10 protein-coding genes are annotated in these 12,035 nt (G+C 71.2%); 7 read left to right on the top strand and 3 right to left on the bottom strand.

Annotated features, from left to right (window positions below; all coding sequences use genetic code 11):
* The first annotated feature begins 21 nt into the window (after positions 1-21).
* Both BM198_RS00045 and BM198_RS00040 read left to right on the top strand, forming a co-directional pair.
* Positions 22-1,719 carry a Na/Pi cotransporter family protein gene (locus BM198_RS00045; RefSeq protein ID WP_044401442.1) on the top strand — a complete coding sequence of 566 codons (1,698 nt, stop codon included), beginning with the start codon at positions 22-24 and terminating at the stop codon, positions 1,717-1,719.
* A 42-nt stretch (positions 1,720-1,761) separates the two neighbouring features.
* Positions 1,762-2,799, top strand: a complete 1,038-nt coding sequence (locus tag BM198_RS00040; protein ID WP_074966916.1) for an AraC family transcriptional regulator — start codon at positions 1,762-1,764, stop codon at positions 2,797-2,799.
* A gap of 11 nt (positions 2,800-2,810) precedes the next feature.
* Here the strand turns inward: BM198_RS00040 and BM198_RS00035 are convergent, their stop codons facing one another.
* Together BM198_RS00035 and BM198_RS00030 are read right to left on the bottom strand one after the other, a co-directional pair.
* Positions 2,811-3,758 carry an SDR family oxidoreductase gene (locus BM198_RS00035; protein WP_074966914.1) on the bottom strand — a complete coding sequence of 316 codons (948 nt, stop codon included), beginning with the start codon at positions 3,756-3,758 and terminating at the stop codon, positions 2,811-2,813.
* Positions 3,746-4,657: a bile acid:sodium symporter family protein gene (locus BM198_RS00030; RefSeq protein WP_074966912.1), complete on the bottom strand. Its 912-nt coding sequence runs from the start codon at positions 4,655-4,657 to the stop codon at positions 3,746-3,748. Before BM198_RS00030 ends, BM198_RS00035 begins: the two co-directional genes overlap by 13 nt.
* 179 nt (positions 4,658-4,836) lie before the next feature.
* Between BM198_RS00030 and BM198_RS00025 the strand changes: the two genes are divergently transcribed.
* The 5 genes from BM198_RS00025 (at position 4,837) to BM198_RS00005 (ending at position 11,668) form a co-directional block, all read left to right on the top strand.
* Complete coding sequence (locus tag BM198_RS00025; RefSeq protein WP_074966910.1) at positions 4,837-5,151, top strand: hypothetical protein; 315 nt, start codon at positions 4,837-4,839, stop codon at positions 5,149-5,151.
* A 152-nt stretch (positions 5,152-5,303) separates the two neighbouring features.
* On the top strand, positions 5,304-7,535 hold the full coding sequence (locus tag BM198_RS00020) for a putative bifunctional diguanylate cyclase/phosphodiesterase (protein WP_139233533.1): 2,232 nt from the start codon (positions 5,304-5,306) through the stop codon (positions 7,533-7,535).
* Positions 7,532-9,115 carry a methyl-accepting chemotaxis protein gene (locus tag BM198_RS00015; RefSeq protein ID WP_074966906.1) on the top strand — a complete coding sequence of 528 codons (1,584 nt, stop codon included), beginning with the start codon at positions 7,532-7,534 and terminating at the stop codon, positions 9,113-9,115. Before BM198_RS00020 ends, BM198_RS00015 begins: the two co-directional genes overlap by 4 nt.
* A 69-nt stretch (positions 9,116-9,184) precedes the next feature.
* Entirely contained in the window at positions 9,185-10,558 is a 1,374-nt protein-coding gene (locus tag BM198_RS00010; RefSeq protein WP_074966904.1) for a M16 family metallopeptidase, read from the top strand.
* Positions 10,559-10,636: 78 nt separating this feature from the next.
* Positions 10,637-11,668 (top strand): DUF5924 family protein, encoded by a 1,032-nt coding sequence (locus tag BM198_RS00005; protein ID WP_074966902.1) that lies wholly within the window; start codon positions 10,637-10,639, stop codon positions 11,666-11,668.
* Positions 11,669-11,851: 183 nt separating this feature from the next.
* Here BM198_RS00005 and BM198_RS30270 read toward each other — a convergent pair.
* The coding region (locus BM198_RS30270; RefSeq protein WP_208610340.1) for a hypothetical protein at positions 11,852-12,035 on the bottom strand (184 nt) is incomplete at its 5' end.

Here is a 12,035-nt window from a genome sequence, read left to right as displayed (position 1 = left end):
GCTTCTTGAAGGAGGGGTCCGATGCTCACCTTGCTCAACCTGCTTTCCGCCGTGGCCCTGCTGGTCTGGGGGACCCACATCGTGCGGACCGGCATCCTCCGGGTCTACGGCAGCGACCTGCGGCGCCTGCTCGGCCACGCCATGCGCCGCACCCCGCTGGCCTTCGCCGCCGGCATCGGCGTCACCGCGCTGGTGCAGAGCAGCAACGCCACGGCGCTGCTGGTCACGTCCTTCGTCGCCCAGGGGCTGATGGGGCTGTCCTCGGGGCTGGCGATCATGCTCGGCGCCGACGTCGGCACGGCGCTGATGGCACGGGTGCTGACCTTCGACCTGTCGTGGCTGTCGCCGCTGCTGATCTTCTTCGGGGTGATCCTGTTCCTCTCGCGCAAGCAGACCCGCCTCGGCCAGATGGGCCGGGTGGCCATCGGCCTGGGGCTGATCATCCTCGCGCTGCAGCTGATCGTCGCCGCTGCCGAGCCCATCACCACCGCCAAGGGGGTGAAGGTGCTGTTCTCCTCGCTGACCGGCGACGTGATGCTCGACGCCCTCACCGGCGCGCTGTTCGCCATGATCACCTACTCCAGCCTGGCGGCGGTGCTGCTCAGCGCCACCCTGGCGGCGGCTAAGGTGATCCCGCTCAAGGTGGCGCTGTGCCTGGTGATCGGCGCCAACGTCGGCAGCGGCATCCTGGCGATGATCAGCGCCACCTCGCAGAACGCCGCCGGCCGCCGGGTGGCCCTGGGCAGCCTGCTGTTCAAGCTCGCCGGCACCCTGCTGGTGCTGCCGCTGGTGGGCCCGCTGGCCAATTGGCTGGACACCTGGCCGTTCTCCACCGCCGAGCTGGTGATCGCCTTCCACGTGCTCTACAACAGCGTGCGCTGCCTGCTGTTCCTGCCGCTGACGCCCTACATGGCGCGCTTCTGCGACTGGCTGCTGCCTGACCGCGAGCAGCCCACCGACGTCGCGAGGCCGCGCCACCTGGACCCCACCGCCCTGGACACGCCGAGCCTGGCCCTGGCCAACGCCGTGCGCGAGACCCTGCGCCTGGGGGACATCGTCGAGCAGATGCTCAACCACCTGCTGGCGCTGATGCGCGGCGCCGACCCCAGCCTGGGCCGCGAGATCCACCGCCTGGACGACGACATCGACGCCCTCTACACCGCCATCAAGCTCTACCTGGCGCGCATGCCCCGCGAAGACCTCAGCGAGCGCGACAGCCGGCGCTGGGCCGAGATCATCGAGCTGACCATCAACCTGGAGCAGGCCGGCGACCTGATCGAGCGCATGCTCGGCGACGTGCAGCACAAGAAGACCGCCCAGCAGCGCTCCTTCTCCGACGCCGGCCTGGCCGACATCGGCGACCTGCACCAGCAACTGGTGGACAACCTGCGCCTGAGCCTCTCGGTGTTCCTCAACGGCGACCAGGAGAACGCCAAGCGCCTGCGCCGCGCCAAGCAGCGCTTCCGCGTGCTGGTGCGGCGGCTGTCCCATGCGCACCTGGAGCGGCTGCACCAGCAGGTGGTGGAAAGCATGGAGACCAGCGCCCTGCACCTGGGCCTGATCAGCGACATGAAGCGCCTCAACTCGCTGTTCTGCGCCATCTCCTACGCCGTGCTGGACAACCCCGAGGCCCCGCTCAGCGCCCGGGACGAAGACGACATCGACCCGCAGCGCGACGTCGAAGTGGCCTACCCGCCGGAGATCACCTCGCACCGCTGACAGCGCTTTCCGACAGACGCGGCCTTGGGCAGAATCCTGCCCATGAGCCCGCCTGCCACCCCCTCCGGACACGCCTCGGTCAGCGCCAGCCTGACCCAGGCCGTGCTGCACGCCGCCGTGGCCCTGGGCCTGCCCAGGGCCACGCTATTGCAGGACAGCGACCTGGCCGACGCCGACCTCAACGACCCCGACGCGCGCATCCCCTTCACCCAGCAGGAAGCCCTCTGGCACAGCATCGCCCGTCACCTCGACGCCCCCGAACCCGGCCTGGCCCTGGGCAGCGCCCTGGCCCCCGGGCAGTTCAGCGTGCTCGGCTACCTGCTGCAGAGCAGCCCGACCCTGGGCGAGGCCCTGGAAGCGGAACTGCGCTACCAGCGCCTGGTGGGCGAGGGCGGCACCCTGGTGGTGGACGCCCGGGGCGACGAGCTCTGGACCCTCTACCGCCCCCTCGACCCCCACGCGCCCGCCACCCGCCCACGGGTGCTGGCGCTGATGGCCTTCTGGGTGGGGCTGATGCGCCCGCTGCTGGACGACCTGCGCCTGCTGCGCGCCACCTTCCAGCACCCGGCCCCGGCCGACCTGGCGCCCTACCAGGCCTGCTTCGGCTGCCCCCTGGTCTTCGACGCCGCCGACTACGCCCTGGTGCTGCCCTTGAGCCTGCGCCAGGCCCCGCTCAAGCAGGCCAACCCGCCCTTGCAGGCGGTGCTGCGCCAGCACGCCGAAGCCCTGCTCGCGCGCCTGCCCAGCGAAGGCCTGCGGGCGCGGGTGGTGGCCCTGCTGGGTGCCCAGCTGGCCCATGGCGAACCCGACCGCGCCGCCCTCGCCAGCGCCCTCGGCCTCAGCGAACGCACCCTGCAGCGTCGTCTCGCTGAAGAAGGCAGCAGCTACCAGCACCTGTTGATCGACACCCGCCGGCAACTGGCCGAGCGGCACCTGCAGGACGCCGACCTGCCCATCGCCGAAATCGCCCTGCTGCTCGGCTACTCCGAACCCAGCGTGTTCTTCCGCGCCTTCCGCCAGTGGACCGGGATGACCCCCGGCGAATACCGCCAAGCCCGGCGCCAGGCAGCGCAGGCGTAGCCGAGGCGGCGCTAACGGCGCCCGCCCCGGGCAGCGAGAAAGGCCAGGAACGCCTCGCGGCTGCTGTACCTCGGCACGTAGCCGAACACCGCCTTCAGCCGCCGGTTGTCCAGCACCGGCCGATAGCGCAGGAAGTCCAGTTGCTCCGGCCCGTAGCGGGTCAGCCGCAGCGGCCGCAGCAGCCCCAGCACCAGGCGGATCAGCCCCGCCGGCAGCGGCCGGTAGGGCTTGCCCAACAGCCCGGCGATCTCCGCCAGGGACAGCGCGCCATCCCCGGCGAGGTTGTAGAGCCCTGTGCTGCCGCGCTCCAGGCCCTGGACGAGGATGTCCACCACGTCCTCGTCCCAGATGAACACGAAGCGGCTGTCGTGCCCGCGCACGCCGAGCACGCTGGGCTTCTCGAACAGCGCGGTGATCTGGTTGTCCACCTGCCGGCCGAGGATGGTGCCGGGGCGCAGCACCAGCTGGCGCAGCTGCGGGTGCGCCCGGCGCGCCTCGGCCAGCAGCCGCTCCACCTCGCGCTTGTGGCGGGCGTAGGCGAAGGCGTCGTGGCCGCGCAGGGGCTGGTCCTCGTCGATCCACTCGGCGTTGTCGGGGTGGTAGCCGTAGGCGGCGCCGGAGCTGGTCACCACCAGTTGCCCGACGCCTGCCGCGATGGCGGCGTCCAGCACCGCGCGGGTGCCGCCCACGTCGATGGCGTGCAGGGTGGCCTCGTCCATGCCCGGCGGCGGCGTCACCACCGAGGCCAGGTGGACGATGGCGTCCGGGCGCCAGGCGCGGATGCAGTCATGCACCGCCCGGGCCTGGCTGACGTCGAGCCAGGCACGGGCCACGCCCTCGGGTGCCGGCCACTCGCGCACGTCGGTGGCCAGCAGCGGCCAGTCCGGGTGGCGCGCGGCCAGGGCCTCCACCAGTTGCCGGCCGATGAAGCCGCCGCCGCCGGTGATCAGGACGCGCATGCCGGCACCTCCTCGGGCAACGGGCGGTTGCGCCAGTACGCCACCAGCAGCAGGCCGCTGACCAGGTGCCAGGTGCCCCAGAAGGCCGCCACCAGGGCCATGTTCGGCTCACCGCCGAACTGGGCGAAGATCAGCCCCAGCGCCAGCCCGGAGTTGTGCATGCTGATCTCGATCACCATGGCCCGGCGGTTGGCGCCGTGCTGGCGGGCCAGCACGGCCATCAGCCAGCCGAGCACGATGGCGCTGGCGTTGTGCAGCACCACGATGAGGAACACCAGCCCGAGGTTGTCGACGAACAGCCGCCAGTTGCCGGCCACCGCGCCGGCCACGAAGACCACGAAGGCCAGCAGCGCGAAGCGCTTGAACCAGGGCATCGCCCGGGTCGCCCAGCGCGGCCACAGGTTGCCCACCAGCATGCCCAGCGCCAGGGGCAGGCCGAGCAGCAGCAACACGCTCACCAGCAGGCCGCCGCGGTCCATCGCCAGGGCATCCAGGCGCCCGGCCAGGTAGGCCGCGCCCTCGGGGTTGAGGCTGCTGGTGAGGGCGAAGTTGAACGGCAGCAGCACCAGCGCCAGCAGGCTGGACAGCGCGGTCATGCTCATCGACAGCGCGGTGTTGCCCCGCGCCAGGTGGGTCATCACGTTGGACAGGTTGCCACCGGGGCAGCAGGCCACCAGCAGCAGGCCCAGCTCCAGGCCCGGGTGCAGGTCCACCAGCAGCGTCACCCCGAGGGTCGCCCAGGGCAGGATCAGGCACTGCCCGAGCATGCCCGCCAGCACCGGCTGCGGTTGCCGGAGCACGGCGAGGAAATGGGCGGTGCGCAGCTCCAGGGACACGCCGAAGATCATCACCGCCAGCACCAGGCCGAGCACCAGTTGCTGGTTCGCGTCGTAGTTCATGCAGGGCGCCTGTCATTGTCGTTGTGCCGGGCACTCTACCTGCCCCCCGTGGCCACCGGCAGTGACCGGTCCGGCCAGCGGTCATGGCGAATCGCGACAGACTGACGCGGGTCAATATTCGACCAGGGGCCGCTGCCTAGAGTGCGTAGCCTTTTGCCATCAGCCTGAAGCTCCTGCCCATGGATCGCTCCGAACCACCGCTCGTCGCCATCAACGACCCCGCGCTGGCCTGCCTGCTGCGCGACATGCTGCCGGCCATGGGCATCGTCTGCGAGGTCGTCGAGGACGCTGCCGACTGCTCCCGCGCACCACTTTGCCGCTGGCTCAATGACGCGTCCTTGAGCGACGCGATCCGTTTGCGCCTGTTGCTGGACGAGGTCATCGCGGTGCTCGAACGCACCCGCCATGCCTTCAAATCCCGTGAACTCGGGCACTTGCGCCGGCGCCTGGAAGAGGCGCGGGAAGAGTTGTCGCACCCCGCCCCGCTGGTGTAAAACCCAGCGCTGCGAAGGCCCCGCAGGCAGCGGGGGCCGGCTTTGCCGGGCAGGACGAAGGGCCTGCAAGACAAGGCGCCACGGGAGGCCGTTCCAATTGGAACGGCCTCCCGTGGCGCCTTTTTTATTGCCCGTGATCCATGGGAGACGCTATGGAGCTGAAAGGACAACTGGAAGGCCTGCGCGCACGCATCGGCCTGAGCAACCGCGAGATCGACCAGCGCTGCCGCTACCTGGACTGGCAGGCCCTGGACGCGGAGCGCCTGAACCGCCATGCCGACGCCATGGAGGCCGTCCACCTGGCCTTCGTCGAGCACCTCTACGCGCACCTGGAGGCGTTCCCGCCGCTGGCCAGCATCCTGCGCAACCCGGCCACCCTGGCCCGGCTCAAGGCCAGCCAGCTGGACTACTACAAGCGCCTGTGGAGCGGCCCCTACGACCCGGACTACGTACTCAACCGGCTGCGCGTGGGGCTGGTGCACCAGCACGTCGGCGTGGACCTGAAGTGGTACCTGGGTGCCTACCGCCTGTACCTGGCGCAGATGGTCGAAAGCCTGCTGGGCGACAGCGACGCCACCCGCACCCTGGGCAGCCTGCTGAAGGTGGTGTTCTTCGACATCTCCCTGGCGGTGGACACCTACAGCGCCGCCCAGCGCCAGGCCCTGGAGGACAGCGAGGCGCGCTTCGCCCGCGCCCTGCGCGGCGCCCACGACGGCATCTGGGACTGGGACCTGGCCCACGACCGGCTCTACGTCTCCGAGCGCTGGGCGAGCATGCTCGGCCTGCCCCGGGACGCCCTCGGCGAGACCAGCGCCGCCTGGTTCGCCCGCGTCCACCCCGACGACCTGCCGGCCCTGCGCCAGGCCATCGACGCCCACCTGCGTGGCGACGCGCCCTGGCTCAGCCACGAGTACCGCATCCGCCAGCAGGCTGGCGGCTACCTCTGGGTGCAGGTGCGCGGCGTCGCCGAAGGGCAGCGCATGGCCGGTTCCCAGAGCGACATCAGCCAGCGCAAGGCCACCGAGCACCAGCTCAGCCATGCCGCCCGCCACGACCCGCTCACCGGCCTGGCCAACCGCCTGCGCCTGGACGAACTGCTGCAACAGGCCCTGCAGCGCCAGCTCAAGCCCGGCGCACGGCAGGCGGCGCTGCTGTTCATCGACCTGGACCGCTTCAAGCTGATCAACGACAGCCTCGGCCACGCCGTGGGCGACCGCGTGCTGGTGGAGGTGGCCCAGCGCCTCAAGCGCTGCCTGCGCCCCGGCGACCACCTGGCGCGCTTCGGCGGCGACGAGTTCGTCGTGCTGCTGGACGACCTGGCCCACCTGGGCGATGCCGAACAGGTGGCCAAGCGCATGCTGGAAAGCCTGCACCAGCCCCTGCACCTGGACGACCGCACCCTGGTGGTCAGCGCCAGCATCGGCTTCACCGCCCTGCAGGCCGAAGGCCAGACCATCGACGCGCTGCAGGCGGCGGACCTGGCGCTGTACCGCGCCAAGGAATCCGGCAAGGCGCAGATCGCCCGCTTCAGCCAGGACCTGCAGACCGCCGCCAAGCAGCGCCTGGAGCTGGAAAGCGCCCTGGCCCAGGCCCTGGCGCGGCAGGAGTTCTTCCTCCACTACCAGCCCATCTGCCAAGTCGACCAGGGCCAGCCGCGCCTGGTGGCGGTGGAGGCCCTGCTGCGCTGGCGCCAGGGCGATGCCCTGGTGTCCCCGGCGCGCTTCATCCCGGCCCTGGAGGAGTCCGGCGAGATCATCGCCGTGGGCGACTGGGTGCTGCGCGAGGCCTGCCGCCAGACCCGCGCCTGGCAACGGGCCGGCCAGGCCGACCTGCGCTGCTCGGTCAACCTCTCCAGCCGCCAGCTGCACCAGCCGGGCTTCGCCCAGCGGCTGCGGGCGATCCTCGCCGAGACCGGGCTGGACCCGGCCAGCCTGGTGCTGGAGATCACCGAGAGCCTGCTGATGCAGGACGGCGCCGACACCCTCGCCTGCCTGCGCGAGCTGGCCTGCCAGGGCGTGCGCCTGGCATTGGACGACTTCGGCACCGGCTACTCGTCCCTCGGCTACCTCAAGCGCTTCCCCCTGCACATCCTCAAGGTGGACCGCAGCTTCATCGCCGGCGTACCCGACGACGCCGAGCTGCGCACCATCTCCCGCGCCATCATCGGCCTGGGCGCCAGCCTCGGCCTGGAGGTGATCGCCGAGGGCGTGGAGAGCCCGGCCCAGCTGGACTTCCTCCTCGACGAGGACTGCCGCTACGCCCAGGGCTTCTGGTTCAGCCAGCCGCGCGACCCGGACCACCTGCAGCGCCTGCTGGACGGCGAGGACAGCCTCGCCTGCCTGCACGGCCAGCCCAGCCGCGCCTTCGAGGGGGCCCAGCGATGAAGCGCAACCTGCCCGTCACCGGACGCGCGGTGGACTTCCCCGCCGACGCCAACATCCTCTCCACCACCGACCTGAAGGGCGTGATCACCCACGTCAACCAGGACTTCATCGACATCAGCGGCTTCACCCGCGAGGAGCTGCTGGGCCACAGCCACAACATGGTGCGCCACCCGGACATGCCGCCGGCGGCCTTCGAGCACCTGTGGCAGACCCTCAAGGCCGGCCGCAACTGGATGGGCCTGGTGAAGAACCGCTGCAAGAACGGCGACCACTACTGGGTCAGCGCCTTCGTCACCCCGGTGGTGCGCGAAGGCCAGGTGGTGGAGTACCAGTCGGTGCGCACCCGCCCCACCCGTGAGCAGGTGGTCCGGGCCGAGCGGCTCTATGCCGAGCTGTCCGGCGGGCGCCCGCTGCGCCCGCCGCCCCTGCCATTGCACCTGCGCCTGCTGGGCGGCCCGTTGCTGGGTGGCGTGCTCGGGTTGCTGACCCACGCCGTGCTGGCCCCCGAGGGCGAGTGGGCCGCGCTGCCCTCGCTGCTGGTGGCGGTGCTCACCGCCGGCGCCTGGCTGCGCTGGCAGCTGCGCCCGCTGGACGCCCTGCTGGCGCGGGCCGGCGCCATCGCCGACAACCCCCTGAGCCAGGCGGTGTACTGCCAGCGCCACGACGAATTCGGCCGCCTGGCGCTGTGCCTGCAGATGCTGGAGACCGAGGCCGGCGCCCTGGTGGGGCGCATCGCCGAATCCTCCCACCTGCTGGCCGAGCACGCCGAGCGCCTGGCCGAGGCGGTCAGCCGGGGCAGCGCCGGCAGCCAGCGCCAGCTGGAGGAGACCGACCAGGTGGCCGGCGCCATGAGCCAGATGGCCAGCAGCGTGCAGGAGGTGGCGCGCAGCGCCCAGCACAGCGCCAGCGCCGCCGACCGCACCGACGACGCCGCCCGCCTGGGCCGCGAGGAAGTGCAGGCCACCTGCGAGCGGATCGCCGAACTGGACCGCGAGGTGCGCGAGGCCAGCTGGGTGGTGGAAACCCTGCAGGCCCGCAGCGGCGAGATCGGCCAGGTGCTCGACGTGATCCGGGGCGTGGCCGAGCAGACCAGCCTGCTGGCGCTCAACGCCGCCATCGAGTCGGCCCGTGCCGGCGAGGCCGGGCGTGGCTTCGCCGTGGTGGCGGACGAAGTGCGGGCCCTGGCCGGGCGCACCCAGCAGTCCACCGCCGAGATCCACCGCATGATCAGCGCCCTGCAGAGCTGCAGCGAACAGGCCATGCAGGCCATGCGCCGCAGCGGTGAACGTGCCGGTGACAGCCTGGAGCAGGCCCGGCGCGCCAGCCAGGCGCTGGAGCAGGTCAACCAGCAGGTGGCGGCGATCACCCACATGAGCCTGCAGATCGCCAGCGCGGTGGAGCAGCAGGGCGCCGCCGGCGACGAGATCCAGCGCAGCCTGGAGGCCATCCGCCTGGCGGCCGACCAGAACGCCGCCAGCGGCCAGTGCAGCCACCACAGCGCCGGCGAGGTGGCGGGGCTGGCGGTCAACCTGCGGCAGCTGGCGCTGCAGTTCTGGAGCGGGCGGCGCAGCCTGTCGTAGACGGGCACGGGGGCGGACGATCCGCTATGCTCGGCGCTTCGTTCCCGCCAGCCGCCGTCCCCGCCCGCCATGCGCTACCTGCTTTGCCTGCTGCTCCTGCTCGGCACCCCGGCCCACGCCTTCGACCGTGACCAGGTCGAGGGCTACCTGCTGGAGAACGGCCTGCAGGTCATCCTCAAGCCCACCCCGAACCGGGGCCACGTCTCCATCCGCCTGGTGGTGGGGGTCGGCTTCGACGACTTCGCCTGCGACGAGAAAGAGCTGCCGCACCTGCTGGAGCACCTGTTCTTCAGTGGCCTGCCCGGCAACGGCGAGGCCGACCTGGAGGCGCGCATGCAGGCCCTGGGCGGCGAATGGAACGCCTTCACCAGCGACAGCGACACCGCCTTCGTGCTGGAAGTGGCCGCGCGCAACCAGCGCCAGGCCCTCGACCTGCTGCTGGCGATCCTCCGCGAAACGCCCCTGGACGAAGGCCGCGTCGCCGCCGCCAAGCGCGTGGTGCAGCGCGAGGGGGGCGGCCACTACTCGCACCTGGAGCGCCTGCTGGACCACCAGTCCCTGGGCCGCGAGGCCCACGAGCAGCTCGCCGTGGAGCTGGGCCTGGCCTGCGCCGAGCGCCCCTCGGTGGAGGGGCTGACCCTGGAACGCCTGCAGGATGTGCGTGACACCTGGTACGGCGCCAACAACATGTCCCTGATCGTGGTCGGCGACCTCGACCCGCGCCTGCCCGCCTACCTCGACCGCCGCTACGGCGAACTGCCGCCGGTGGAGGTGCGCGAGCACCCGGCGCTGCCCACCATCAGCACCGAGGCCGCGCCACGCCTGACCCTGCGCAAGGGCCTGGTGGGCAATGGCGCCACCCTGCACTGGATCTTCCCCGAGCCGCTGGAGGACGGGGCCGACTACGCCACCCTGGAGCTGCTGCAGGACTACCTGGACTGGGAGCTGTACCAGCAGCTGCGCATCCGCAGCGGCCTCTCCTACGGCCCCTGGACCGACCGCCGCGCCTATGGCGGGCAGAGCTTCACCAGCCTCAACGCCGACCTGGAGCGCGAGGACCTCGACGAAGCGGTGCAGGTGCTGCAGGACACCACCCGGCGCCTGCGCGAGCACGGCGTCGACCGGACCAGCTTCGAGCGCCTGCGCCGGCTGGCGGTGGACCGCCAGGCCTGGGCCTCCCAGGGCGACGTGGCCCTGGCGGACTACTACTGGGGCGCCCTCGGGACCTACCAGGACGGGCGCTTCGAGAGCACCGCCAAGGCCTTCGCCGAGGTCACCCCGGAGCAGGTCGACAGCACCGTCCGCGCGCTGTTCGCCGAGCCGGGTTACCTGCGCATCGAGGCACCGCTGCTGACCTACGAGCAACTGGCCTGGCTGCTGGCCGCGCTGCTCGCCCTGCTGGCCCTGGCCGGCTGGTGGCTGCACCGCCGCCTGCGGCGCTGAACAGGCCGTCGACCCGGCTTCTCAGCCTGCAGCCGACGGCAGTATCCTTCCGCCCCCCGCCTGCCACGCCGCCCTGCCATGACGTTCTGGAAAGACCGCCTGTTCGCCCTCATCGCCTTCATCCAGCGCCACCCGCGCCTGGTGGCGCTGTACGGGTTCTGCTCGGGGGTGGGCAGTTTCATCCTGGTGGACCGCGGCGCGCGCCTGGCCAAGGTGGTGGCGGTGCTGGTGCTGGTGAGCTGGGTCTGGCTGCTGGCGGAGAACCTGTTCCGCCGGGCCATCGAGCGCTGGTTGAAGATCGAGCTGCCGCCGGCGCTGACGCGCTTCCTGACCCAGCTGATCCACCAGGAAAGCTTCTTCTTCGTGCTGCCGTTCTTCTTCATCACCACCAGCTGGAACAGCGGCCAGGCCCTGTTCACCGGGGTGCTGGGGCTGGCGGCGCTGTTCTCCATCACCGACCCGGTCTACAACAACGCCCTGGCACCGCGCCGCTGGCTGTACCTGGCCTACCACTCCCTGGCGCTGTTCGCCGTGCTGCTCACGGCGCTGCCGATCATCCTGCACCTGACCACGGCGCAGAGCTTCCAGTGGGCCCTGGGCATCGCCGTGCTGCTGTCGTTCCTCAGCCTGTGCAGCGCCATGCGCGTGCGCAGCCTGCGCCGGGGCCTGGCCCTGGTGGGGCTGACCCTGGCCCTGGGCGCCGCCGGCTGGCTGGGCCGGGTGATGGTGCCGCCGGCCACCCTGTGGCTGACCGAGGTGGCGGTAACGCCGGAGATGAACCAGCGCACCCCGGGACAGGGCGTGGAGCAGATCTCCGCCGCCAAGCTGCGGGCCGACGGCCTCTACGCCTACACCGCGATCAACGCCCCGCGCGGGCTGAACGAGCGCATATACCACGTGTGGCGCTTCGAGGGCCGCGAGGTGGACCGCATCGCCCTCGACATCCACGGCGGCCGCGAGGCCGGCTACCGCGCCTGGACCCACAAGCAGCGCTTCCCCGCCAACCCGGTGGGCAAATGGCAGGTGCGGGTGGTGACCGAGGCCGGCCAGATGATCGGCACCCTGCGTTTCGAGGTCACCGAAGACCCGTTGCCGCCCAAGCCTCGTTGAGCGGATCCACGGCCCAGCGGCGGTGGGATGCCGTGGCGGTGGGCTGAAGCCCACCCTTGTATCTCGACTACAGCCCCACCCCAGGGGCATAGTCCCCGACTGATCATCGGGGGAGGGATAGGAAGCCGTGCCCACCCTTAGGCCGCGAGCCTGCAACGTAGATAGTGCTCCGCCCCTCCACACTCACTCGAACAGCCCGAACGGTATCCAGAGCCTTGAGCTCGCATTCACAAGGTTGGGCCGGGTGCAGTGATGATCGCGTCTGAACGGATCGAGAGGAGAATCCATGCCCAGCGTCATCGGCATCGACATCGCCAAACACACCTTTGACCTCGCCACCCTGCAGCCCAACGGCAAGTACCGCACC

Origin of the sequence: Metapseudomonas otitidis (genome assembly GCF_900111835.1) — a bacterium.
Lineage (GTDB): Bacteria > Pseudomonadota > Gammaproteobacteria > Pseudomonadales > Pseudomonadaceae > Metapseudomonas > Metapseudomonas otitidis.
This window is presented reverse-complemented; position numbering and strand designations above follow the sequence as displayed.